Annotated in this window: 27 protein-coding genes and 1 tRNA gene; 7 read left to right on the top strand and 21 right to left on the bottom strand. The window is 57.6% G+C overall.

Going from position 1 to position 22,275, the window contains the following annotated elements:
• Positions 1–56 precede the first annotated feature (56 nt).
• A complete protein-coding gene (locus tag P406_RS08180) occupies positions 57–1,031 on the bottom strand; it encodes a tyrosine-type recombinase/integrase (protein ID WP_244467796.1) in 975 nt (324 codons plus the stop codon).
• Between the two features lie 118 nt (positions 1,032–1,149).
• On the opposite strand from P406_RS08180, the gene P406_RS08185 reads away from it, so the two are divergent.
• On the top strand, positions 1,150–1,962 hold the full coding sequence (locus tag P406_RS08185) for a YfdQ family protein (protein ID WP_046235917.1): 813 nt from the start codon (positions 1,150–1,152) through the stop codon (positions 1,960–1,962).
• A 118-nt stretch (positions 1,963–2,080) separates the two neighbouring features.
• On the opposite strand, the gene P406_RS08190 is transcribed toward P406_RS08185, so the two are convergent.
• Positions 2,081–2,320, bottom strand: a complete 240-nt coding sequence (locus P406_RS08190; RefSeq protein ID WP_046235918.1) for a hypothetical protein — start codon at positions 2,318–2,320, stop codon at positions 2,081–2,083.
• An 86-nt stretch (positions 2,321–2,406) separates the two neighbouring features.
• Positions 2,407–3,210, bottom strand: coding sequence for a hypothetical protein (locus P406_RS08195; RefSeq protein ID WP_046235919.1), 804 nt, complete (start codon positions 3,208–3,210; stop codon positions 2,407–2,409).
• A 125-nt stretch (positions 3,211–3,335) separates the two neighbouring features.
• On the opposite strand from P406_RS08195, the gene P406_RS08200 reads away from it, so the two are divergent.
• Positions 3,336–4,193 carry a phosphoadenosine phosphosulfate reductase domain-containing protein gene (locus P406_RS08200; RefSeq protein ID WP_046235920.1) on the top strand — a complete coding sequence of 286 codons (858 nt, stop codon included), beginning with the start codon at positions 3,336–3,338 and terminating at the stop codon, positions 4,191–4,193.
• On the opposite strand, the gene P406_RS08205 is transcribed toward P406_RS08200, so the two are convergent.
• Positions 4,190–4,735 (bottom strand): hypothetical protein, encoded by a 546-nt coding sequence (locus P406_RS08205; protein WP_144431217.1) that lies wholly within the window; start codon positions 4,733–4,735, stop codon positions 4,190–4,192. The two genes, P406_RS08200 and P406_RS08205, sit on opposite strands and share 4 nt — an antisense overlap.
• A gap of 284 nt (positions 4,736–5,019) precedes the next feature.
• Positions 5,020–5,232, bottom strand: coding sequence for a hypothetical protein (locus tag P406_RS08210; protein ID WP_016567822.1), 213 nt, complete (start codon positions 5,230–5,232; stop codon positions 5,020–5,022).
• Between the two features lie 113 nt (positions 5,233–5,345).
• Between P406_RS08210 and P406_RS08215 the strand changes: the two genes are divergently transcribed.
• Together P406_RS08215 and P406_RS08220 are read left to right on the top strand one after the other, a co-directional pair.
• The gene (locus tag P406_RS08215; protein ID WP_005753573.1) at positions 5,346–5,558 is read left to right on the top strand and encodes a hypothetical protein; all 213 of its coding nucleotides are present in this window, start codon (positions 5,346–5,348) and stop codon (positions 5,556–5,558) included.
• Positions 5,558–6,670, top strand: a complete 1,113-nt coding sequence (locus P406_RS08220; protein ID WP_046235922.1) for a tyrosine-type recombinase/integrase — start codon at positions 5,558–5,560, stop codon at positions 6,668–6,670. Before P406_RS08215 ends, P406_RS08220 begins: the two co-directional genes overlap by 1 nt.
• Before the next feature lie 77 nt (positions 6,671–6,747).
• On the opposite strand, the gene P406_RS08225 is transcribed toward P406_RS08220, so the two are convergent.
• From P406_RS08225 to thrS, 9 genes are all read right to left on the bottom strand, one after another.
• Positions 6,748–6,824 (bottom strand) — tRNA-Pro (locus tag P406_RS08225).
• Positions 6,825–6,912: 88 nt separating this feature from the next.
• On the bottom strand, positions 6,913–7,269 hold the full coding sequence (locus P406_RS08230) for a MerR family transcriptional regulator (protein ID WP_003315559.1): 357 nt from the start codon (positions 7,267–7,269) through the stop codon (positions 6,913–6,915).
• Entirely contained in the window at positions 7,250–7,552 is a 303-nt protein-coding gene (gene ihfA / locus P406_RS08235) for an integration host factor subunit alpha (protein ID WP_002553164.1), read from the bottom strand. Before ihfA ends, P406_RS08230 begins: the two co-directional genes overlap by 20 nt.
• A gap of 3 nt (positions 7,553–7,555) precedes the next feature.
• Complete coding sequence (gene pheT, locus P406_RS08240) at positions 7,556–9,934, bottom strand: phenylalanine--tRNA ligase subunit beta (RefSeq protein ID WP_046235923.1); 2,379 nt, start codon at positions 9,932–9,934, stop codon at positions 7,556–7,558.
• Between the two features lie 27 nt (positions 9,935–9,961).
• The gene (gene pheS / locus P406_RS08245) at positions 9,962–10,978 is read right to left on the bottom strand and encodes a phenylalanine--tRNA ligase subunit alpha (protein WP_003416234.1); all 1,017 of its coding nucleotides are present in this window, start codon (positions 10,976–10,978) and stop codon (positions 9,962–9,964) included.
• A 104-nt stretch (positions 10,979–11,082) separates the two neighbouring features.
• The gene (gene rplT / locus P406_RS08250; protein WP_002553161.1) at positions 11,083–11,439 is read right to left on the bottom strand and encodes a 50S ribosomal protein L20; all 357 of its coding nucleotides are present in this window, start codon (positions 11,437–11,439) and stop codon (positions 11,083–11,085) included.
• A gap of 29 nt (positions 11,440–11,468) precedes the next feature.
• Positions 11,469–11,663, bottom strand: coding sequence for a 50S ribosomal protein L35 (gene rpmI / locus P406_RS08255; protein ID WP_002553160.1), 195 nt, complete (start codon positions 11,661–11,663; stop codon positions 11,469–11,471).
• A gap of 60 nt (positions 11,664–11,723) precedes the next feature.
• On the bottom strand, positions 11,724–12,275 hold the full coding sequence (gene infC / locus P406_RS08260) for a translation initiation factor IF-3 (protein ID WP_170846037.1): 552 nt from the start codon (positions 12,273–12,275) through the stop codon (positions 11,724–11,726).
• Complete coding sequence (thrS, locus tag P406_RS08265) at positions 12,275–14,197, bottom strand: threonine--tRNA ligase (RefSeq protein ID WP_003416231.1); 1,923 nt, start codon at positions 14,195–14,197, stop codon at positions 12,275–12,277. The genes infC and thrS overlap by 1 nt, the downstream gene beginning before the upstream one ends.
• A 350-nt stretch (positions 14,198–14,547) precedes the next feature.
• Here thrS and P406_RS08270 point away from each other — a divergent pair, with 350 nt between their 5' ends.
• A complete protein-coding gene (locus P406_RS08270; protein WP_003416229.1) occupies positions 14,548–14,853 on the top strand; it encodes a hypothetical protein in 306 nt (101 codons plus the stop codon).
• A 295-nt stretch (positions 14,854–15,148) separates the two neighbouring features.
• Positions 15,149–15,361, top strand: coding sequence for a cold-shock protein (locus P406_RS08275; RefSeq protein ID WP_003315566.1), 213 nt, complete (start codon positions 15,149–15,151; stop codon positions 15,359–15,361).
• Positions 15,362–15,427: 66 nt separating this feature from the next.
• Here P406_RS08275 and P406_RS08280 read toward each other — a convergent pair whose 3' ends face one another.
• On the bottom strand, positions 15,428–15,769 hold the full coding sequence (locus P406_RS08280) for an I78 family peptidase inhibitor (RefSeq protein WP_046235924.1): 342 nt from the start codon (positions 15,767–15,769) through the stop codon (positions 15,428–15,430).
• A 309-nt stretch (positions 15,770–16,078) separates the two neighbouring features.
• Here P406_RS08280 and P406_RS08285 point away from each other — a divergent pair, with 309 nt between their 5' ends.
• The gene (locus tag P406_RS08285; protein WP_011267467.1) at positions 16,079–16,273 is read left to right on the top strand and encodes a hypothetical protein; all 195 of its coding nucleotides are present in this window, start codon (positions 16,079–16,081) and stop codon (positions 16,271–16,273) included.
• 22 nt (positions 16,274–16,295) lie between these two features.
• Here the strand turns inward: P406_RS08285 and P406_RS08290 are convergent, their stop codons facing one another.
• Genes P406_RS08290 through P406_RS08315 form a run of 6 tightly spaced genes read right to left on the bottom strand, consistent with a single transcriptional unit; the run spans position 16,296 to position 22,257 of the window.
• Positions 16,296–17,321 (bottom strand): nucleoside hydrolase, encoded by a 1,026-nt coding sequence (locus P406_RS08290; protein WP_046235925.1) that lies wholly within the window; start codon positions 17,319–17,321, stop codon positions 16,296–16,298.
• A gap of 23 nt (positions 17,322–17,344) precedes the next feature.
• Positions 17,345–17,749: a D-ribose pyranase gene (gene rbsD, locus P406_RS08295; protein ID WP_003320864.1), complete on the bottom strand. Its 405-nt coding sequence runs from the start codon at positions 17,747–17,749 to the stop codon at positions 17,345–17,347.
• Entirely contained in the window at positions 17,746–18,666 is a 921-nt protein-coding gene (rbsK, locus tag P406_RS08300; RefSeq protein ID WP_004410167.1) for a ribokinase, read from the bottom strand. Before rbsK ends, rbsD begins: the two co-directional genes overlap by 4 nt.
• Before the next feature lie 30 nt (positions 18,667–18,696).
• Positions 18,697–19,713: a LacI family DNA-binding transcriptional regulator gene (locus P406_RS08305; protein ID WP_046235926.1), complete on the bottom strand. Its 1,017-nt coding sequence runs from the start codon at positions 19,711–19,713 to the stop codon at positions 18,697–18,699.
• A gap of 1 nt (position 19,714) precedes the next feature.
• A complete protein-coding gene (locus tag P406_RS08310; protein WP_016567902.1) occupies positions 19,715–20,707 on the bottom strand; it encodes an ABC transporter permease in 993 nt (330 codons plus the stop codon).
• Entirely contained in the window at positions 20,704–22,257 is a 1,554-nt protein-coding gene (locus tag P406_RS08315) for a sugar ABC transporter ATP-binding protein (RefSeq protein WP_046235927.1), read from the bottom strand. Before P406_RS08315 ends, P406_RS08310 begins: the two co-directional genes overlap by 4 nt.
• Positions 22,258–22,275 lie beyond the last annotated feature (18 nt).

A 22,275-nucleotide genomic window follows, 5' to 3' on the forward strand; every position in this document is an offset into this window, starting at 1 on the left:
GCGACCGGCACATCATCAGCTTTCTATCTGAAGTGGTCATTTTTAAACCTCGCCTTTTATGGATTCGTGATCGCGCTGGAAGCCGCGCCGGTATTGGCCTCGACGGCATTCTGCGAATTTCCGTTTCTAGTCAGGGTCGAGCGGTGAATGCGGCTAAAGCCTTTCCCGTCTAACCATTCGTGCCACTTGTTCAGCGCGTCACGCTTGAGCAGTTCAGCCGAGGTGTGGATATAGGTCTGCACGTTGCGGGTCAGCGTGTGGTTCACCAGCATCTCGCCGATCAGGAAGTCGACGCCCAGATCAGTCCAGCCGGTCCGGGCCACTTTGCGCAGGTCGTGGCTCGTCCACTCGCCCTTGCCCAGGCGAGCGAATACGGCACATGCCTGGCTGTCGCTGATCGGCCCACGGTTGCGAGCCGGGAACATGTAGGCACCCTTGTAGCCCTTCGACGACTGCCAGTCCCGATACCGCTCCAGCAACGCACAGGCTTGATGGGTCAGCGGTAAGCGATGCTCACAGCGGGTCTTGGTGTTCTCGGCAGGTATGAACCACTCGCCCTGCTCACCCAGCGTGAGGTGCAACCAACGGGCCTGCCTTGTCTCGCCAGCACGCGTGCCGTGACACAGCATCATCAAAGCGAGCATGCAGTCCTGTGGGTGCTGGTCGAACCCGGCAGCAAGGTCCCCAAGCACCTCTTCCAGCTGAGCGGCACGCAGCCGCGATGGTTTCGGCAGGATGCGGGCCTTGGTGAAGTCGGTGAACTTGAAACCGGCGACTGGGTTCTGGGCGATCAGACGCAGCTTTTCGGCCTGGCGGAAAGCGACCACAAGAACGCCCCACATCAGCCTGACGTAGGACAGCGACATCTCGGCCTGCATGGGCCACATGACCAGCTTGTCCAAGGTGGACCGGTCCACATCGGCAATGAGCAGTTCGGACAGGCGCGGCTTGAGGTGGCAGGTGATGATTGAGGTACCCGGAGCGAGAACACCGCACTTGATACACCGATGAACGTCGGCACCGGCGGCCAAGTAACGCTGTTCGCTGAAGCTCCGCACCCTGGCCAGCTGTTCGAACGCGACCAAGCACCGGTCAAGCCACGCACCTGATCAATCGCAACAACCCTTCATCCTCAAAGAGAGCTGACAAATGTCCCTCACGAAAGAAGCAATTCAACTGATCACCGACACCGCGCTGATCGCGGACGGCAAAGTCCTGGACACCGTCACGCCCACCATCGTGCTGCCCGAAGGCGCGAAGGTCGTAAACCTTGAGCAATTCGGCGCAGGCCGCAGTCGCTTCCGTGGCACGTTCTCCACCAACTCCCTGGCCGACTTCGCCAAGTACGTTTCCGACCGGGCAGTGGCCGACGCAAAGGGCTTCATCAATCAGGACGAAATGACCTGTTCGGTGCTGTTCAACCTGGGCAACGAGGAAGTGCCAGGCCACGCAGATGATCGCGCAGTGCTGAAGCTCAAGCCCACCGCTGCCTATCAGGCTGTGCAGGCCATCAGTGGCCGGGCCATGTCGCAGAAGGATATGAGCGACTGGATTGAAGACTGGCACAGCACCCTGTCGGCGGTCGGTGAGGAGCTGCAGAACATCCCGTTGGCCAAAGCCATCGCCGCCGTGCGCACGATCACGGTCAAGGCATCTTCGGAAAGCGATCACACCGTCAGCGAGACACGCGCCAGTCGCAGCGCAATGGATGCCATCGAGGCGACCAGCAAGGAAACCTTGCCCACGTCGCTGATCTTCTCGGCTGTGCCGTTTGAAGGCTTGCAGATGCGCGAAATCATCCTGCGAATCTCGGTCATCACCAGCGGCGCACAGCCGGTGTTGAAGCTGCGCTGGGTCGGCGAGGACGTGCAGCGCGAAGAGATTGCGCAAGAGTTCAAGTCGGTGCTTGAAGTGAAGGTGGGCGAAGCGGCGCAGCTGGCTCTGGGCTGCTTTTCAGCTTAAACAACGATGATCCCCAGCGCCCGAGCAAAGTAACAAAATCGTGGCGCTGGAGTCTCACCGCAAGAGCATGCTGACGATTCAGCAAGAGCCTGGGGATGAAATCATCGCGCCAGCATGATCATTCCTCTTCATCGAAAACGTTTGGCCCAAGCTCAACCGTAAGATCATCGCCGACCCCAGCCGCCTCCAGAATCTCTTTTGGTGTCGACTCATGGAATGTCGCGATGTAGCTGTAGACCAAACCGTCGTCGCTTTCATTCGTGTCGATGGTTACGTATTGCTCCGCATGCTCTTCAGAGATTCCCAGAGCGTCTGCCACTGCTCGGTTGCTTTGCTCGCCTTCAAAACCATGACCCATAACCCTACTCCTTGGATCCGACTCCATGCCGGTAGTCATCTATAGCTGAAACTCGACTAATTGTCACCAAAGGGCACTGCCAAAATTCAATATCGTAAATTAGCGTTAACTAGGGCGCACTCGTAAAGCTTATCTGCCGACGCCCACGAGGGATCATTACTTTCAGGGCCTTCAGCACCTTTAAAACCAAAAGCTTTGAGAACCAAAAGATAGTGCGCATATTGTGGCATACACAATGCTGAGTACCATAGCAGCAACCTCTCAGGCTCCGTCATCTGAACACGTAATGCCCCCATAGAAAACTCAGTGTACCGATCTGCCAAGCTATTATCTTTTGAGACAAAGTCAATCAGAAGAAACGAAGACTCTACAAATATTTCTAATGAAGGCCATGCGGTTCTTTTGAAGATAAAGAATACTTTCTCAACATCACGGTATTGCTCCAGAGGAATTGATTGGCCTGTCGAAACTTCCTTCACAATAGACTTTCTGAAGTCGTGCCACGCATTGTGAAGTGCGACATGCCCTTTTAATGCTGGTCGGACATCCGTGGGAGCCGGCTGGTAGACAGCACTAGAAGCACTGTTGCCTAACATGTCTAACAACTGAAATAGGCGTTGTTCCCGAACCTGTTTTTGATACATATCTTCACTTCTGCCATTCGCAGCAAGCTGCATACGAAGCGTAATAAGCAGCGTCACGAACCCCGCAAAGGAGAGAAGAGGGTTTAGCACACCGCCAAAGTAGTCCCCAAACTGCCCCCAGGCTTCTCGATCAGCATAAGTAGTAGTTGAAAATACATAGGTATACCTTAATGCTACGCCTGCAATCGCGAGCAGACCAAATAAACCGGCAAAACAGAACCATGCAATATTAACTTTCTTATTCATAAGTATCCCTATTATAAATTCGTCTGTTGTCCAACTATCATTTACTGGGAGGAAGATCCCGCACTCTGTCGGGCAGCACTAATACCCCACTTCAACGACTCACGCCACCCCGGCGAGGAATCCCCATGTCTCCCTACAAAATGTCCGGGACGACGGTTGTCAGCTTTTCCGGTGGTCGGACCAGCGCCTACATGCTGCGCCAGGTGCTGGACGCCAACGATGATCTGGACGATCTGATCGTCACGTTCGCCAACACCGGCAAGGAACACCCCGCCACCCTCGACTTCGTGAACGAATGCGCGCAGCGCTGGCAAGTTCCCATTGTCTGGCTGGAGTACCGCGACGATGATCGAGGCTTCGCCATTGTTACCTACGAAACCGCCAGCAGGGACGGCGAGCCGTTCGAAGCGCTGATCCGCAAGCGCAGCTATCTGCCCAACCCGGTCACGCGGTTCTGCACCATTGACCTCAAAATCAGGGTGATCCACAAATATCTGCGGATGGTTGGATGCTCCACAGAGGAAACCCCGGTCGACATGATGACCGGCATCCGAGCTGATGAACCGCGACGGGTAGCCAAGATACGGCATCGCAAGACCACATCAGAGAGCAAGCACGCAACGATGGTGATGCCGCTGGCAGATGCAGGCGTCGGCGTGCAGCAGATCGGAGAATTCTGGAAGGCGCAGCCGTTTGATCTGGAACTACCAACGATCAATGGCCGCACCCTGGAAGGAAACTGTGACCTGTGCTTTCTCAAGGGTGCAAAGCAGGTCTACTCGATCATTGCCAGCGACCGCAGCAAGGCCGACTGGTGGGTTCGGATGGAACGCACCGCCACCCAGAGCAGCACCGCCACAACTGACGGCGCGCTATTCCGCTTCGACCGGCCGAGCTATCAGCAGATGCTCGACTACTCAGATACGCAGTTCGATATGTTCGCTGATCATGACGAGGCAATCGCTTGCTTCTGCGGCGATTAGTGAGATGTCCTATCCGCCCGACCCCACTTGTAAAAGCCATAGCAGGAAAGTATAAGTCCGAGGAATGCTACTGCGCCGCATAACCAGCTTGCCAGAATAAAGCGTTTATATCGCACTTCAGCAATCCTCAAAGGTTTGAGGACCTGATCTAGGCTGACCTTCGCTTCTTCGGAAGCCGGTGTCGCCTCTTCAAGCTTCTCGTCTATAAAAGCGTTTTGCACAGCGTCTAGCTTCGAGCGGTCTCCCCCCACACTGTTGATCATCGCCGTGGCCTCACTCACTGCGCTCACCATGACGTTGAATGGCTGCTGTGCTTTCTCTGAAAGATACAGCACCTCAGCGTAGTCATCGTCAACTGTAACTTTAATAGGCCACCAAAAATAGAAACTACCAGCAATCATTGTAAGACCGAGGATCGCAAGGCATTTATTGAAGTTATCCGTAGGTAAGGGCATCACAGATTGTTTTCCTTTTTCCATCTGGCAGGTCGCGTAGTTTAAGGTGTGGCTTTGCCACAAAGCCACCCTAATACGATCTTTCATTTGTTAGCTCCGCCTCATCCTTCTCAATCAATTCAATGTTAGCCGCGTGTGCGGCAAGGACGAAGTCATGTCCAAAATAAATCGTTGCTCGGAGTACGACCCAGCGCGCGATCGCTGCATAAGCGGCTTCCCCGTGCTGCATTCCATATGTCGAGGCATGCCGAGCGGATGCCACGCCTGCGGCGTGCTTGGGACGATGCCGATGTGCCTGCGGGAGGATCTTCCGCCACACCTGATCCGCGATGACGGCAAGCCGCTCGGCTGGCCTAACGATAGCCCCAGCCCTACCGCACCATGAAAATTAGCTCTCCCCTGTCAGTCATCGCCATGCCGTACTTGAGCCTGCCCAGGTACTGCTCGTGCATTGAGTAGACCCGGTCATCGATGATTCTGAAAATCATCGTTGTTTCCGACCAGATATTGCCGTCCACCGCCCGCCTGCCGAGCCTGGCATTGCGCGGGCCGTAAACCTCATCCGCCGTTGTGGTGCATTCCATGACCTCTCCTTGGTGCTGCCCCAGCTCCTGCTGGCCGCATGGACCATAGCAGTGAACTACAAAACCCGCCTGATAAACCCTTCCGCCGCGTAGCGCGGCCCGGAGCCAAGAAAATGAGAAAAGAACTGATCAAGATCAGTGAGTTTCAGCGCCGGCGCTGGGGCGAGAACGGCACGCCGCCGTGCCCCCAAGCGATCCGAAATTACATCCGCAACGGCCAGCTACCAGGTGAGCAAATCGGCAAGCTCTGGTATATCGACTGGGCCGCCTACAACAAGGCAGCAGGAAATGACCTGATCGCGATGGTATTGAAAGGAGCTGCATGATGGTCCCCCGGCCGCGCAACAAATCAAACAAGGGCCTGCCCCAAAATCTGTACTTGGACGACCGGCGCGGAACCTATAGATATCGCAGGCCGACTGACGGCAAGTGGTTTCAGTTTGGGACCGACCGAATCAAAGCGGTCGACGCGGCCAAGCAACTGAATCTGGCATTCATGCAGGGGGCCGACCTGGTCGAAGCGGTACTGGGCGTGACCTCTGAATCGTTTGCAGGATTTCTTGATCATTATGAAGCCACCGTGCTGCCGCCAAGGGAGCTCGCGAAAGGAACGCTTCAGCTGTACGCGGTTCACTTTCGGCGATTCCGGAAAGCGTTTGAAGGCAAGGCGATGGATCAGATCAGCATCCGCATGGTTGCCGTGATGCTCGACGAACTGACGCCGCGTACCGCCAATCAGTGCCGAGCCCTGCTCATCGACATATTCAACCACGCCGCCGCTAAAGGCTTGTGCCCGGACAATCCTGCGGCCAGCACCATCAACCGAATCGAAAAGAAACAGCGCAAGCGCCATACCGTCGAGGGCCTGAAACTAATACGCGAGAAGTCGCCGGCCTGGCTACGGAACGCGATCGATCTGGCACTGATCACAGCCCAGCGCCGAACCGACATTTTGGACATGAAGTTTGAGGACGTGCGGGAAGGCTTTCTGTATGTCATCCAGCAGAAGACGGCCAAGGCCAGTGACGCAGCCTGGATTCGATTCCGAGTGACGCCAGAGCTTCAGGCAGTCATCAGTCGGTGCCGGGACAACGTGGCTTCGCCCTATCTCGTTCACCGGCGCCCGGAGCGCCTGAAGCAAAAGCAGGCCCAGACCAAGGACCACTGGACGAAGATCGAAGAGCGATATCTGACACGCGCGTTTAAGGCAGCGCGAGAGGATGCTGGGTGCTACGCGGATTGGAGTGACGAGGAAATGCCGGGCTTTCATGAAGTGCGGGCACTGTCACTGCACCTGTACAAGAAAGCCGGAAAAGACGGGCAAAAGATCGCAGGGCATGCGAGCGAGGATATGACGAAAAACTATCAGAAAGACCACGCCGAAATTGTCTGGTCAGAGGCAGTTCCCGACCTCGATATCAGCCAGTTTTCGAATTAGTTTTGCGCGGGTTTTGCGCAGGCCGGAAATCAAAAAGGGGATCAGTACCGTAAGTGACTGATCCCCTTAACAAAATATGGTCGGGACGGAGTGATTCGAACACTCGACCCCTAGCACCCCATGCTAGTGCGCTACCGGACTGCGCTACGCCCCGACTAGGCGTGTATCTGTTTTGCAACGTGCGAAAACGTTGAGGAATATACCCTAAGCATTTGAATTTTGGAAGTATCCTGACTGCTCAATTACGCCTTGAGCATGACGAGTACGTCCTCTAGCTCCGCAATCATCTCGCGGATCATCTGCTTGTACTGCTGGGTGTCATCCTTTGGTTCACCGCTGGTAAGACGAAGTCGGGCGCCACCGATGGTGAAGCCCTGATCGTATAGCAGGCCGCGGATCTGGCGAATCATCAGCACGTCCTGGCGCTGATAATACCGACGGTTTCCGCGTCGCTTGACGGGGTTGAGTTGAGGAAACTCCTGCTCCCAATAACGCAGAACGTGCGGTTTTACCGCGCAGAGCTCACTGACCTCACCAATGGTGAAGTAGCGTTTGCCGGGGATCGGCGGCAGCTCGTCGTTATGACTTGGTTCCAGCATATGCCTCAACTCGGGCCTTCAACTTCTGCCCTGGACGAAAGGTGACCACACGGCGCGCCGTAATCGGAATCTCTTCACCGGTCTTGGGATTTCTCCCAGGCCGCTGGCGCTTGTCTCGAAGGTCGAAGTTGCCGAAACCTGACAACTTCACCTGCTCGTTATCTTCCAGAGCGTGCCTGATTTCTTCAAAAAACAGTTCGACCAGTTCCTTGGCTTCCCGTTTATTCAGGCCCAGCTCTTCGTACAGACGTTCGGCCATCTCAGCTTTCGTCAGAGCCCCCATACGCTACTTCCTTAACGTGGCGTTTAACCTCTCCTCAAGCGAGGTGAGGATAGCAAGTGTCGTTGCGTTTACCTCATCGTCATTAAGAGTGCGTGATGGATGCTGCCAGGTCAAGCCGACTGCAAGGCTTTTTCTATGCGGATCAATGCCTTTACCCTGGTAAACATCAAATAACCTGAGGTCTGTGAGCCACTCGCCTGCATTTTCACGAATAACGTCCAGAACCGCACTGGCCGAAACATCCCGATCGGCCAGCAGTGCCAGGTCGCGGCGCACTTCAGGGAAGCGCGACAGCTCGTGGAATTTCGGCAGACGGCCGGTCGACACTTCCGCCAGAACCAGCTCGAAAACAAACACCGGGCGATCCAGGCCGAGGGTTTTCGACAGTTCGGGGTGAATCGCACCCAGGAAACCGACTTCACGGCCATCACGCTCGATGCGAGCCGTCTGGCCTGGATGCAGGGCTGGATGCTGGCCCGGCGTGAAGGTGAATTCACCCAGCGCACCGGCAAAGCCCAGAACCGCTTCGACATCAGCTTTGACGTCGAAGAAATCGACCACGTCGCGACCTTGCGCCCAGCCTTCCGGCAGGCGGCTGCCGCACACCACGCCAGCGAGCATCGGCTCCTGCTTCAAGCCGTCGAGCTGACCGACGAAGCGCAGGCCGCTTTCGAACATCCGCACGCGATCCTGCTGGCGGTTGAGGTTGTGCTGCAAGGCTTTGACCAGACCGGGCCATAGCGAGGCGCGCATGGCGGCCATGTCATTGGAGATCGGGTTGGCCAGCAGCAAGGGCTTGGCGCCCGGCGAGAACAGCTCGAACCATTTCGGGTCGATGAAGCTGTAGGTGATCGCTTCCTGATAACCGCGGGCAACCAGCAGGCGGCGCAGCTCAGGCAGATCGCCCTTGGCTTCGGCCTTGGCCTGAGGAGCCAGACGGGCTTGCGGGTAGCGGACCGGCAGACGGTTGTAGCCGTACAGACGCGCCAGCTCTTCGATCAGGTCGACTTCAAGGCTGATGTCGAAACGATGACTTGGCACTTCGACACGCCATTGCCCATCGGCTTCAGCAGTCACAGCCAGACCGAGACCTTTCAGCAGGCGTTCGATTTCGGCGTTTTCGATCACCAGACCGAGCATCTGCTCGACGCGGCTCGCGCGCAGCGTAACCGGGGCAATCGACGGCAAATGCTGCTCGCTGACCACTTCGATCACGGGGCCGGCTTCGCCACCAGTGATTTCCAGCAGCAGACCAGTGGCCCGCTCCATGGCTTCACGGGCCAGTTGCCAGTCCACACCACGCTCATAGCGGTGCGAAGCGTCGGTATGCAAACCATAGGAACGCGCCTTGCCGGCCACCGAAATGGTGTCGAAGAACGCGCTTTCCAGGAAAATATCGCGAGTACCGGCAGTCACACCGCTGTGCTCGCCACCCATGACACCGGCGATTGCCAGCGCGCGCTGGTGATCGGCAATGACCAGTGTGTCGGCACGCAGGCTGACTTCCTGACCATCGAGCAGGACGAGCTTCTCGCCCTCCTCTGCCATGCGCACACGAATCCCGCCGTTGATTTCGGCCAGATCAAACGCATGCAGAGGCTGACCCAGCTCCAGCATCACGTAGTTGGTGATGTCGACAGCGGCATCGATGCTGCGCACGTCGGAACGACGCAGACGCTCGACCATCCACAGCGGGGTCGGACGCGAAAGGTCGACATTGCGGATCACACGGCCCAGGTAGCGCGGGCATGCAGCCGGCGCCAATACTTCCACCGGACGCACTTCATCGTGCACAGCGCTGACAGCAGCGACCTGCGGACGAGTGACTTCAGCGGCGTACAGCGCACCGACTTCACGCGCCAGACCGGCCACCGACAGGCAGTCGCCACGGTTCGGGGTCAGGTCGACCTCGATGCTGGCATCGTCCAGGCTCAGATAGACACGAATGTCCTGACCAACCGGCGCATCAGCAGCCAGCTCCATCAGGCCATCATTGCCCTCGCCGGCCTGCAACTCGGCAGCCGAACACAACATGCCGTTGGACTCGACGCCGCGCAGCTTGGCTTTCTTGATCTTGAAATCGCCAGGAAGCTCGGCACCGATCATGGCGAATGGAATTTTCAGGCCCGGACGCACATTTGGCGCACCACAGACAACCTGAAAGGTCTCGCTGCCATTGCTGACCTGACACACACGCAGCTTGTCGGCATCGGGGTGTTGCTCGGTGCTCAGCACCTCACCCACCACCACGCCGCTGAAAACGCCGGCGGCCAGCGTCACGCTGTCAACCTCAAGACCGGCCATCGACAGACGAGCAACCAGCTCGTCGCGGGAAACCTGCGGGCTTACCCAGCCGCGCAGCCATTGTTCACTGAATTTCATCCTGCTCTCCTGAAAGGTTCGTACGACTTAGCGAAATTGCGCGAGGAACCGCAAATCGTTGTCGAAGAACAGGCGCAAATCATTGACGCCGTAACGCAGCATGGCCAGACGCTCTACGCCCATGCCGAACGCAAAGCCCTGATACTCTTCAGGATCAATGCCGGACATGCGCAGCACGTTCGGGTGGACCATGCCGCAACCCATGACTTCAAGCCAGCCGGTCTGCTTGCAGACGCGGCAGCCCTTGCCACTGCACATGACGCATTCCATATCCACTTCCGCCGAGGGCTCGGTGAACGGGAAATACGAAGGACGGAAGCGCACGGCCAGCTCTTTCTCGAAGAACACACGCAGGAACTCTTCGATGGTGCCTTTCAGATCGGCAAAATTGATGTCGCGATCGACCAGCAGACCTTCGATCTGGTGGAACATCGGCGAGTGGGTGATATCCGAGTCGCTACGGTACACACGGCCTGGGCAGACGATGCGGATCGGCGGCTGCTGCGATTCCATGGTGCGTACCTGTACCGGTGAGGTGTGGGTGCGCAGCAGCATGTTCGCGTTGAAATAGAAGGTGTCGTGCATCGACCGGGCCGGGTGGTGGCCTGGGATGTTGAGCGCCTCGAAGTTGTGGTAATCGTCTTCCACTTCAGGGCCTTCGGCGATGCCGTAGCCGATGTGCGTGAAGAACTGTTCGATACGTTCCAGAGTACGGGTGATAGGGTGCAGACCACCTGAGGTCTGACCGCGGCCCGGCAGGGTCACATCGATGCATTCGGCCGCGAGCCTGGCAGTCAGTTCTGCCTGCTCAAACGATGCCTTGCGTGCATTGAGAACCTCTGTGACACGTTCCTTGGCAACGTTGATCAGCGCACCGACTTGCGGACGCTCTTCAGCTGGCAGGTTCCCCAGGGTCTTCATCACCTGAGTCAACTCGCCTTTCTTGCCGAGGTAGTGAACCCGGATTTGCTCCAGGGCATTGATATCTTCGGCGCTTTGCACAGCCTCAAGAGCTTGAGAGACCAGCGCGTCCAGGTTTTCCATGTACAGACTCCAGATACAAAATAGGGGAAGAGCTGAAGGCTCTTCCCCTATTTATGACGTTTAACACCGACCCCGGAGAACCGGGGCAAGTGATTGTCGGGGACTTAGGCCAAGGTGGCTTTAGCTTTCTCGACAATCGCAGCAAACGCCGCTTTTTCGTTCACTGCCAGATCAGCCAGAACCTTACGGTCGATCTCGATGGACGCTTTTTTCAGGCCGGCAATGAAACGGCTGTAGGACAGACCGTTAACACGAGCACCAGCGTTGATACGAGCGATCCACAGAGCGCGGAACTGACGTTTTTTCTGACGACGGTCACGGTAGGCGTATTGGCCTGCCTTGATTACCGCTTGCTTGGCAACACGGAATACGCGTGAACGCGCGCCGTAGTAGCCTTTTGCAAGTTTCAGAATTTTTTTGTGACGCTTACGGGCAATGACGCCACGCTTTACACGAGCCATGAGTTACTTCCTCTATATCTTGATCAAAATTAACGAAGGCGCAGCATGCGCTCGACTTTTGCCACGTCAGACGGATGCAGCAAGCTGCTACCGCGCAATTGACGCTTACGCTTTGTCGACATTTTGGTCAGGATGTGGCTCTTGAAAGCGTGCTTGTGCTTGATGCCGTTGGCGGTTTTCAAAAACCGCTTAGCTGCACCACTTTTAGTCTTCATCTTTGGCATGTTCGGATACTCCGCATTCAGTTGATAAATATAACCGCAAGGCCTGCCGTGCCCTGGTGGTTATTTCTTCTTTTTCGGGGCGATGACCATGATCAGCTGGCGTCCTTCCATCTTAGGATGCTGTTCGACGGAACCGTATTCGAGCAGGTCACCTTCAACCCGCTTCAACAGCTCCATACCCAGCTCCTGGTGGGCCATCTCACGACCGCGGAATCTCAACGATACCTTGGCCCTGTCCCCGTCACTCAGGAAACGTACCAGGTTGCGTAGTTTTACCTGGTAATCCCCTTCCTCCGTCCCTGGACGAAACTTGATTTCTTTAACCTGGATCTGCTTCTGGTTCTTCTTCGCTGCAGCAACCTGCTTCTTCTTCTCGAAGATCGATTTGCCGTAATCCATCACACGGCAGACCGGAGGGACTGCGTCGGCAGAAATCTCTACCAGATCCAGCTTCGCCTCTTCGGCAATACGAAGCGCTTCATCAATCGAGACGATGCCAATCTGCTCGCCGTCAGCGCCAATTAAACGAACCTCGCGGGCCGAGATATTTTCATTGATCGGGGCCTTGGGTGCAGCTCGTTTATCTTGTCTCATTTCACGCTTAATAATAATTACTCCGTATCTTGGCGACCACGCCGGGAAACCGCTTGTGCGAGGAATTCAGCGAATTGGGCGACCGGCATCGAGCCAAGGTCAGCGCCTTCACGTGTACGCACAGCGACAGTTTGCATTTCAACCTCCCGATCTCCAATCACGAGGAGATAAGGAACCTTGAGCAAAGTATGCTCACGGATTTTAAAGCCGATCTTTTCATTTCTCAAGTCGGACTTGGCACGAAACCCGCTTTCAGCCAGAGTTTTTTCCACTTCGAGGGCAAAATCGGCCTGTTTGTCAGTGATATTCATGATCACTGCCTGGGTAGGCGCCAGCCAGGCCGGGAATGCACCTTCGTAATGCTCAATCAGAATGCCGATGAAACGCTCGAAGGATCCAAGAATCGCGCGGTGCAACATGACCGGATTCTTGCGACTGTTGTCTTCCGACACGTACTCGGCACTCAAGCGGATCGGCAGATTGAAGTCCAGCTGCAAGGTGCCGCACTGCCATACCCGACCGAGACAATCCTTGAGGGAGAACTCGATTTTCGGACCGTAGAACGCGCCCTCGCCCGGCTGCAGGTCGTAAGGCAGACCAGCGCTGTCGAGTGCGGAAGCCAGCGCCGATTCGGCACGATCCCAAAGCTCGTCGGAGCCTACACGCTTTTCAGGGCGAGTGGACAATTTGAGTTCGATATCCTTGAAACCGAAATCGGCGTAGACATCCAGCGTCAGCTTGATGAACGCGGCGGACTCGGCCTGCATCTGGTCTTCGGTACAGAAGATGTGCGCATCGTCCTGGGTGAAGCCGCGCACACGCATGATGCCGTGCAAGGCGCCCGACGGCTCGTTACGGTGACAGGCACCGAACTCGGCCAGACGCATCGGCAGCTCGCGGTAGCTCTTCAGGCCCTGATTGAACACCTGCACGTGGCAAGGGCAGTTCATCGGCTTGATCGCGTAGTCGCGGCTTTCGGACTCGGTGGTGAACATGTTGTCGGCGTAGTTGGCCCAGTGCCCGGATTTTTCCCAGAGCGAGCGATCGACCACTTGCGGAGTCTTGATCTCGAGGTAGCCGTTTTCACGCTGCACTTTGCGCATGTACTGCTCGAGCACCTGGTACAGGGTCCAGCCCTGCGGGTGCCAGAAGACCATGCCCGGCGCTTCTTCCTGGGTATGGAACAGGCCAAGACGCTTGCCGATCTTGCGATGGTCACGTTTTTCGGCTTCTTCGATGCGCAGAACGTAGGCAGCCAACTGCTTCTTGTCAGCCCAGGCGGTGCCGTAGACACGCTGCAGTTGCTCGTTTTTAGCATCGCCACGCCAGTAGGCGCCAGACAGTTTGGTCAGCTTGAATGACTTTAGGAAACGCGTGTTCGGCACGTGCGGACCGCGGCACATGTCGACGTATTCTTCGTGGTAATACAGGCCCATGGCCTGCTCGTTCGGCATGTCTTCGACCAGGCGCAGCTTGTAATCTTCGTGACGGGCGGTGAACACCTCGATCACTTCAGCGCGCGGGGTGACTTTCTTGATGACGTCGTAATCTTTTTCGATCAACTGCTGCATGCGCTGCTCGATCGCCGCCATATCGTCAGGCGTGAACGGGCGCTCGTAGGCGATATCGTAATAGAAACCGTCGTCGATCACCGGGCCGATGACCATTTTTGCAGTCGGATACAACTGCTTGACCGCGTGCCCTACCAGGTGAGCGCAAGAGTGACGGATGATTTCCAGTCCTTCCTGATCCTTGGGGGTGATGATCTGCAGGCTGGCATCGTTTTCGATCAGGTCGCAGGCGTCGACGAGCTTGCCGTCGACCTTGCCGGCGACGGTGGCCTTGGCCAGACCGGCACCGATTGAGAGCGCGACATCGGCTACGGAAACCGCATGATCGAATGAACGTTGACTGCCGTCGGGAAGAGTAATAGTTGGCATGGCGCCTCCTCTCCTAGTGGTGACCCCTACCAAAGGTCACGTGGGTTGGGATGAGCCAGTACGTGATCCGGTGGTATGCCTGCCTCACAGTGGCAGGAGCCTTGGGGCCAACCTTGAACCGGACCAGATGACTGGAATGTACGAAAAAACCTGCCTGCGCTGCACCGAAAGCCATAGGCCATGGGGCGCTTGAAAATAACAGGACGCGCATCCTACCACAGCCAGGCCGACCGGGATGCACATCCACGCAAATCAAATGGAATTAGCATGCTGTCTGAACTGGCAGGCTTCATGGGCGTCAGAAACCATCGAGACCCCGAACGTTTTTTCCAGCAACTAAGGAGAACACCATGAAGTTTTCACGCCTGACCAGCCTCCTCGTCTGCAGCGCCGCCCTCATCCCGCTGGGTGCTCACGCCGCGATGGACGGAGCGACACGCACTACCTTCACTCAGGAATGCGTGGCTGCGGCCAAGAAACAGGGGCTGAATGACAAGACCGCCGCGACTCACTGCGAATGCGGTGCAAAACAGGTGGACAGTCATTTCACCGACAAGGAAATAGCCTCGCTCAAGGACACCAAGGCAGCACCTCCCGCTGCATTGACGGCAAAACTGCAAAAACTGGTCGCAGAGAACTGCACAGCGACAAAATAATCATTTTTTTCAGCCGGGGTAAAACGCACGTGCCAAGCACTGATAGCAGTTGGCCCTGGCTCTTCTGAAAGCCATTGAAATCATGGCTTTAAGCGCCATTGGTAAAGCCTGTTCTGTACTGGGTCTGGCACCTCGGAGGGCGGTTTGCAGAGTATGGTGAACTGCATATACGGGACCTTTACGCAAAGCGCCTACCTTAATAGCTGTTTTTTTGCCCATTTCGACTATGATAGCCCGGTGTGCCCAGTTGGCCTGAGCAGCACGTTACTGAAAATTATGTTTCTGGAGATACACCATGTCTAATCGCCAAACCGGCACCGTAAAATGGTTCAACGATGAAAAAGGCTTCGGCTTTATCACTCCACAAGGTGGCGGTGACGACCTGTTCGTACACTTCAAAGCAATCCAGAGCGACGGTTTCAAAAGCCTGAAAGAAGGCCAGACCGTTACTTTTGTTGCTGCTAAAGGCCAGAAAGGCATGCAAGCAGAAGAAGTTCAGGTGGCCTGATTCACCTGACACAAAAAAAACCCCGTCACTGACGGGGTTTTTTTATGCGTAAAAGAAAGTACCGGCTCAGCCGCAATTGATACGGGTGACCTCACCCGAAGCATCGGTATTGACGTTTACTCGCTCGGATCGGTATTCCAGCGTGACCATGTCGTCAGGACCGAGAATGCGCGCATCCTGCGAACCGGAACGGGCGCGGACTTGAGAAAGGAGGTCTATGGACGCTTGCTTGCCAATGGCGAACTGGGCAAGCCCTGCATCACAGCGGCCAGGTATCGCGTTGCTGGCTGGCGCGTCGGCCTTGACGGGCGCTTCAGCACTGGCACTGCTATCAGAAGCCGTACTGCTGCAGCCTGCCATCAATGAAGCCACGACCATAAAACCCAATGTTGCGAATTTCCGGGGCATACACCCTCCTCTGCCAATGAACGTTTCCAGACCTGTCCGACCGCGCCTGGGCGCGTTGGTTGCACGGTTCGACCGAGATGCCTTGCGTAACCTGTTGATCTGTCTGGAACGGGAGTCTGCCTTGGCATGACACAGGACGCGCGAGGAAATCGTCACAAAACGTTTATCGCCGGAGTTCATTGAACCGGGCTATCAGGATCATATGTAAGTAGAAGTGTCAAAATACGCGCGGGATGGTTTACTGCCAGAGACACAAGCGCCGGGAAGCGAGCAACGTGTGCGTGACCCTTCACTGGAGATCAGACAGACATGACAGCCATAACCCTAGACGCGGACATCAAGGCCAGATGGCCTCAGGGCCACTGCTCGCACAGCCCGGGGAACCCGGAAGAACTGATGATCATCGCAGTCGACCTGCTGATCAAGGAACTGGGCACCGAGGGTGCCCGTGCCTTCATCAGCCAGGTGCTGAGCCGCTATGCCGCAGCGGGACTGCCCGCCTGACACGCGGCTTCAGGATGCGGGATTACTTGAGACGCGCCAGACGCTCGGTCAGCAGATCGAAGAACCCCTGAGCGTCGCCGTTCTCGACCCAGAATACGTTCTGCGGCTGCTTGAGTGTGCCGTACCAGTCGGCCACTGTCTGACCGAAACCGATCCCTTCACGAGTGTCTACCGCCACGTTGATCTGCCTTCCGGAAAACAACTCGGGCTTGAGCAGCCAGGCAATCACGCTGGCATCGTGTACCGGTCCGCCGGGCAAACCGTAATGCTCCATGTCCAGCTTGACGTATTCATTGAGAATGCCGTCCACCAGCTTGCCAGCATTGTTGCCCAATGCGGCGATCTGCTTGAGGCGCTGTTCGCTGGTGAGAATCTTGTGGGTCACATCCAGCGGCACGTACGTCAGCTTCACACCACTGGCCAGAACGATCTGCGCGGCGTGCGGGTCGGCGAACAGATTGAATTCGGCAACCGGAGTGATATTACCGCCGTTGAAATGCGCGCCGCCCATGACCACCACTTCCTTGATGCCCTGGGTGATTTCCGGAGCCTGCACCAGCGCCAGCGCCAGGTTGGTCTGCGGGCCGAGCATGGCGATGGTGATGCTGTGCGGCTTGGCCTTGCTCAGGGTGCGAATGAGGTAATCGACGGCATTGCCTTCGGCCAGCCCCTTGGCGGGTTCATGCACGGGCACACCCGGCAAACCTTCCTGACCGTGAACGTTCTCGGCATAGATCGGTGTACGCACCAGCGGCTTGGGCGCACCGGCATACACAGGCACCTCTTCGCGCCCGGCCCACTCCCGCGCCAGCCTGGCGTTGCGCGAGGTCTTGTCGAGCCGCACATTGCCGGCCACCGTGGTGATAGCCATGACGTTCAGCTCTTCAGGTGACGCCAGCGCCAGCAACAACGCAACGACGTCGTCCGCACCTGGATCGGTATCAATGATCAGATCGCGCTTTTCAGCCGCTTGTGCAGCAGCAGTACCGAGAATGGACAAGAGCAACGCTCCACGAATGAACTGTCTGGAAAACTGTATCAATGTCATATGAAACTCCCTTTCTTGAATAACTAGAAGACGACTCCGGACACCAGCGCCACATTACTGTACGGCTGACATTCTCCGGTACGGATGATTGCCTTGGCCTTGCGACTCAAGACCTTGAGGTCTTCATGGCTTATCCAGCGTTGTTGCCCCAATTGGTCGTCGAGATTCAGGCTTTCGATCACCTGCAGCGCAGGTGGCTTGACCTCGGCCATTTCGCTGGCCAGCACATGGCTTTCAACCTGCATTTCACTCAGCACGACATCCAGCACACTGATGAAATCCGGCACACCGCGGGTCAGCGCGAGGTCGATCAGTTCGACGCCTGCCGGTACTGGCATGCCGGCGTCGACGATCATCAGGATGTCGCCGTGGCCCAGCGATGCAATCACGCGAGACAGGGCAATATTGAGTAGCGGGGTCTTTTTCATAGCGAATTGAATTCCTGTACTTCCTCAAACGTCGGGATGGACGGCTGGGCACCCGCTCGGGTGACGGAGATGGCCGCCGCAGCCTGACCGAAACGAATTGCCTGCAATTGGTCATGGCCTGCGGACAGCGCCGCCGCAAAACCGCCGACAAAGGTATCACCTGCAGCGGTGGTGTCCACGGCCTGCACACGACGCGCTGGAATATGCTCCATGCCAGACGCATTGGCGAACAGGGTTCCGCGCTCGCCGAGGGTAATGATCACGTTGCGCGCGCCGGCCGTCAGCATCGCCGAAGCCGCGTTTTCAGCGGCCGCCGGTGAGTCAACGTTCACACCGGTCAGGGTCTGCGCTTCGCTTTCGTTGGGTATCAGGTAGTCGATCAGGGCATACCAGTTTGCCGGCAAGGGCTCGCTGGCCGGCGCAGGATTGAGAATGACGGTCTTGCCCAGCGCACGGGCGCGGGCCAGGGTATGGAAAACGGTCTCGGTCGGCACTTCGAGCTGGCAGATGACGATTTGTGAATCCGCCAGCAGCGTGTCGAAGCGCTCGATCAATGCCGGACTGAGCCGACCATTGCCACCGGCCACGATGACAATGGCGTTCTGACTGTTGGCGTCGACCACGATCGAGGCGATACCGGTGGACACACCCTCAACGACGGTCACCGCCTGGCAATCAATCTGCTCGGCCAGTAGCGCTGCGCGAAGTTGCTCGCCGTAGGCATCGGCCCCGACACAACCGATCATCGCCACGCTGGCGCCCAGACGTGCCGCAGCGACCGCCTGATTCGCACCCTTGCCGCCCGGCACGGTGTCGAATGTTTCCCCACTCAAGGTCTCGCCGGGACGCGGCAAACGCTGGGCGCGGATGACCAGATCCATGTTCAGACTGCCCACTATCACTATTTTTGCTTGCATGGCTCATTAATCCGTTGCTGTACGTGCGCGTCATTCGTTGGACAAAATGTTTGGCGCTGCCGTGGACTCGCGCACCACGACGCTGGGCGTCACGAGTCTTTTTTCGGCAGGAAGCCCATGGGGTGTGGTGATTCTGCTCAGCAGCATTTCTGCAGCGGTTTCGCCCAATTGCATGATCGACTGCCCCACGGTGGTGAGCGCAGGATAAACGTAGCGACTCATCTGGATATCATCGAAACCGATCACCGACAGGTCCTGAGGCACGCGAATCAAGCGCTCGGCGGCGGCGCGCAGCACACCGATGGCAATCACGTCGTTGCCGGCAAAAATCGCGGTCGGCGGGCGTTCTGCCAGCAGCTGGCACGCGGCCTCATGACCGGCAGAGCTGGTGAACTCACTGTGCAGCGACCATTCGGCCCGGACCTGAACGGACGCCTGCTGCAGGGCGCGCCGATAACCCGCCAGACGCATCTCGGCCACTGTGCTGTGAACTGGCCCGCCGATACAGGCAATGGCGCGATGCCCCAGGTCCAGCAAGTGCCGAGTCGCCAGATAAGCGCCCTGCTCATGGTCGATACGGATCATGTCGGCATCGATACCGTCCAGTTCCCGGTCAACGATCACCAGCGGCGTACGGACCTCGGCAAGTCCGCCTGCAACACCGGCATCACCACCGACTGAAGAGACAATCAGACCGTCCACGCGCTTTTCCAGCAGCACGCGCAGATAACCACGCTGTTTCTCCGGATTGTCATCGGAGTTGCAGAGGATCACACAAAAACCATTGCGCTCGCAGTAATCCTCGATGCCCCGCGCCAACTCGGCGAAGTACGGGTTCATACCGTTGGGAATCAACAGACCGATGGTCGAGGTGGTCTTGGCCTTCAGCGAACGCGCCACTGCACTGGGCACATAATCGAGCTGTGCAATGGCGGCTTCGACCTTGAGCCTGACCGGCTCGCTGACCGGCCGGGTCTTGTTCAGCACGTGGGAAACCGTGGTGTACGAGATACCCGCAAGGGCCGCGACATCCTTGATGGTTGCCATATCAGCCCTGGCGCCGAGCCCGGTGGCTGCGATAGGTGTCCAGCACCACAGCGATCACGATCACCGCACCGGTGATGATCCGCTTGGTCGGCTCGGTCGCACCGATCTGCGCCAGGCCTGCGGCCAGCACAGAAATGATCAGCACACCGAAAAAGGTGCTGATGATCGAACCGCGACCGCCCATCAGGCTGGTACCGCCGATCACCACTGCCGCAATGACCTGCAGCTCGAGCCCGGCACCGGCATTAGGGTCGGCCGCTTCCAGCCTGGATATCTGGAACAGTGCCGCAACACCGGCCAGCAGCCCCATCAGCGAGAACACCAGAATCTTGTAAGGCTTGGGATTGATACCCGCCAGACGCACGGCCTCTTCGTTGGTGCCAATGCCGATCAGGTAGCGACCGAAAACGGTGCGGGTCAGTACCGCCTGAGCGACGAAGATGACCAGCAACGCGATGATGAAGGACGGCGCAATGCCAAAGGCAATCGGATCGGACAGCCAGGCGAACGAATCACCGATGTAGGCGGTACGCGAATTGGTCATCTGATAGGCCGCGCCACGGGCCATTTCCAGCACGCCCAGAGACACGATGAACGAAGGGATGCGCCAGGCAACCGTAATCGAACCGGTGATCGTACCCGCCAGCGTCGCACAGGCAATGCCCAGTAACGCAGCCGGAAACACGCTCCAGCCCCAGCCGAGGATTGCCACACTGACCGCCGAAGCAGCCAGGGCCAGCACCGAGCCGACCGACAGATCGATGCCGCCGATGATGAGGATCAGCGTCATGCCGACCGACAGCACCATCAGGTCCGGGATCTGGTTAGCCAGCATGCTGAAGGTCTGGTAGGACAGGAAGTGATCGCTGAGCAGCGAGAACAGTACGATCATCACCAGCAACGCACCGGCCAGCCCGATGTACGTACCGAGGCCAAGGTAGTTGCCGCCGCGACGGACCGGCGCGGTCAGCGTCGGAGAAGGAGTATTTTTCATGAGTCGTTCCTGGGCGCCGCATCATTGAGCAGCGCGTCACGTTTCTGATAACCGGCGAAGGCAGCGGCCAGCAATTGGTCCTGGGTCCAGCTGTCGCGCTCGAACGTGTCGATCAGGCGACCGGCAGACAGCACGCCGATACGATCACAGATCAGCATCAGCTCGCGCAGATCACTGGAAACCACCACCAGCGCCCTGCCCTGACGGGTCAGTTCGGCCAGCAGCGCGTAGATATCGAACTTGGCACCGATGTCGATGCCCCGTGTCGGCTCGTCGAACAGCATTACCGTGCAGTCACGTTCCAGCCAGCGACCGATCACCACCTTCTGCTGATTGCCACCCGACAGCTCGGAGACCAATTGGCCCGGACTGGAACTGCGAATGCGCATGGCCGCCACCTGGCGCTGCGCCAGTTTCAGCTCATCATCGCTGTTGACCAAGCCCGCGCTGGAAATCGAATGCATGTTGCCCAGCGCAATGTTGGCGCTGATCGATTGCGACATCAGCAGGCCTTCGCTCTTCCGGTCTTCCGTGATCAGCGCGATACCCTGCTCCACTGCGTCGGATGGCGAGCGAATGCTGACCTTCTGCAGCGGCCTTCCGACTTCGATGTCACCGCTGTCGGCAACGTCTGCACCGTAGATCAGGCGCAACAACTCGGTACGCCCGGCACCGATCAGCCCGGAAATACCGAAGATTTCACCTCGACGCACGTCGAAGGAGACATCCTGAACCTTGCCGGCGCGACCGAGCCCCTTGACCGACAGCGCCACCTCGCCAATCTGCCGGGCGCCCATGTCGATATGCTCGCCGAGCTCACGGCCGACCATCAGGGTCACCAGTTGCTCACTGTTGTATCGGGCAATCGGCTCGACACACACCAGCTTGCCATCGCGCAGCACGGCGATGCGCTGGGACACCCTGGCCAGCTCTTCAAGCCGATGGGATATGTAGATGATCGAGACGCCACGCGCCTGCAGCCGGGTGATCTGCTCGAAGAGCATTTCCACTTCGCGCGAGGTGAGCATGGCAGTGGGTTCGTCGAGAATCAGCACGTGACAGTCGCCGATCAGGTTGCGGGCGATCTCGACCATCTGTTGATGACCGATGCCCAATTCGCCGACCAGCGTGTCGGGATCAATCGCGTCCAGCCCCACTTGGGCCATGGCCTCGGTCGCGTTTTCGCGCAAGCGCTTGCGGTCGATCCAGCCGGCCCTACGGGGCAGGTCATGAAGAAACAGATTTTCGGCCACGGTCAGGGTCGGCAGCAGGTTGAGTTCCTGCATGACCATGCGAATGCCGAGTTTTTCAGCCTGGGTACGACTTGCCGGCTGATAAGGCTGGCCCTGGAATTCCATGTTTCCGGTGGTAGGCGTTACCAGCCCGCCGATGATTTTCGACAAGGTGCTTTTACCGGCACCGTTTTCCCCGGTCAGGGCCAGCACTTCGCCACGCATCAACGTCAGGTCGACGTCACCGAGTACGGGCTGTGCGTAGGTTTTGCCGATGCCACTGACCGAAAGAACAGCTGTCTGAGCAGACGCTGACATACATTTCTCCCAGCGCCC

Source organism: Pseudomonas syringae pv. coryli str. NCPPB 4273 (assembly GCF_000972175.1).
Taxonomy (GTDB): domain Bacteria; phylum Pseudomonadota; class Gammaproteobacteria; order Pseudomonadales; family Pseudomonadaceae; genus Aquipseudomonas; species Aquipseudomonas syringae.

What these genes read in the sequence shown, in the direction of transcription:
- P406_RS08290 (WP_046235925.1), bottom strand. Translation starts at nt 17,321, where the DNA reads ATGACATTGATACAGTTTTCCAGACAGTTCATTCGTGGAGCGTTGCTC.
- rpmI (WP_002553160.1), bottom strand. Translation starts at nt 11,663, where the DNA reads ATGCCAAAGATGAAGACTAAAAGTGGTGCAGCTAAGCGGTTTTTGAAA.
- P406_RS08305 (WP_046235926.1), bottom strand. Translation starts at nt 19,713, where the DNA reads ATGGCAACCATCAAGGATGTCGCGGCCCTTGCGGGTATCTCGTACACC.
- P406_RS08280 (WP_046235924.1), bottom strand. Translation starts at nt 15,769, where the DNA reads ATGCCCCGGAAATTCGCAACATTGGGTTTTATGGTCGTGGCTTCATTG.
- P406_RS08230 (WP_003315559.1), bottom strand. Translation starts at nt 7,269, where the DNA reads ATGCTGGAACCAAGTCATAACGACGAGCTGCCGCCGATCCCCGGCAAA.
- rbsD (WP_003320864.1), bottom strand. Translation starts at nt 17,749, where the DNA reads ATGAAAAAGACCCCGCTACTCAATATTGCCCTGTCTCGCGTGATTGCA.
- P406_RS08190 (WP_046235918.1), bottom strand. Translation starts at nt 2,320, where the DNA reads ATGGGTCATGGTTTTGAAGGCGAGCAAAGCAACCGAGCAGTGGCAGAC.
- P406_RS08215 (WP_005753573.1), top strand. Translation starts at nt 5,346, where the DNA reads ATGAGAAAAGAACTGATCAAGATCAGTGAGTTTCAGCGCCGGCGCTGG.
- P406_RS08195 (WP_046235919.1), bottom strand. Translation starts at nt 3,210, where the DNA reads ATGAATAAGAAAGTTAATATTGCATGGTTCTGTTTTGCCGGTTTATTT.
- P406_RS08220 (WP_046235922.1), top strand. Translation starts at nt 5,558, where the DNA reads ATGGTCCCCCGGCCGCGCAACAAATCAAACAAGGGCCTGCCCCAAAAT.
- P406_RS08200 (WP_046235920.1), top strand. Translation starts at nt 3,336, where the DNA reads ATGTCTCCCTACAAAATGTCCGGGACGACGGTTGTCAGCTTTTCCGGT.
- P406_RS08285 (WP_011267467.1), top strand. Translation starts at nt 16,079, where the DNA reads ATGACAGCCATAACCCTAGACGCGGACATCAAGGCCAGATGGCCTCAG.
- rbsK (WP_004410167.1), bottom strand. Translation starts at nt 18,666, where the DNA reads ATGCAAGCAAAAATAGTGATAGTGGGCAGTCTGAACATGGATCTGGTC.
- P406_RS08210 (WP_016567822.1), bottom strand. Translation starts at nt 5,232, where the DNA reads ATGGAATGCACCACAACGGCGGATGAGGTTTACGGCCCGCGCAATGCC.
- P406_RS08185 (WP_046235917.1), top strand. Translation starts at nt 1,150, where the DNA reads ATGTCCCTCACGAAAGAAGCAATTCAACTGATCACCGACACCGCGCTG.
- thrS (WP_003416231.1), bottom strand. Translation starts at nt 14,197, where the DNA reads ATGCCAACTATTACTCTTCCCGACGGCAGTCAACGTTCATTCGATCAT.
- P406_RS08315 (WP_046235927.1), bottom strand. Translation starts at nt 22,257, where the DNA reads ATGTCAGCGTCTGCTCAGACAGCTGTTCTTTCGGTCAGTGGCATCGGC.
- pheT (WP_046235923.1), bottom strand. Translation starts at nt 9,934, where the DNA reads ATGAAATTCAGTGAACAATGGCTGCGCGGCTGGGTAAGCCCGCAGGTT.
- ihfA (WP_002553164.1), bottom strand. Translation starts at nt 7,552, where the DNA reads ATGGGGGCTCTGACGAAAGCTGAGATGGCCGAACGTCTGTACGAAGAG.
- rplT (WP_002553161.1), bottom strand. Translation starts at nt 11,439, where the DNA reads ATGGCTCGTGTAAAGCGTGGCGTCATTGCCCGTAAGCGTCACAAAAAA.
- pheS (WP_003416234.1), bottom strand. Translation starts at nt 10,978, where the DNA reads ATGGAAAACCTGGACGCGCTGGTCTCTCAAGCTCTTGAGGCTGTGCAA.
- P406_RS08310 (WP_016567902.1), bottom strand. Translation starts at nt 20,707, where the DNA reads ATGAAAAATACTCCTTCTCCGACGCTGACCGCGCCGGTCCGTCGCGGC.
- P406_RS08270 (WP_003416229.1), top strand. Translation starts at nt 14,548, where the DNA reads ATGAAGTTTTCACGCCTGACCAGCCTCCTCGTCTGCAGCGCCGCCCTC.
- P406_RS08275 (WP_003315566.1), top strand. Translation starts at nt 15,149, where the DNA reads ATGTCTAATCGCCAAACCGGCACCGTAAAATGGTTCAACGATGAAAAA.
- P406_RS08205 (WP_144431217.1), bottom strand. Translation starts at nt 4,735, where the DNA reads ATGAAAGATCGTATTAGGGTGGCTTTGTGGCAAAGCCACACCTTAAAC.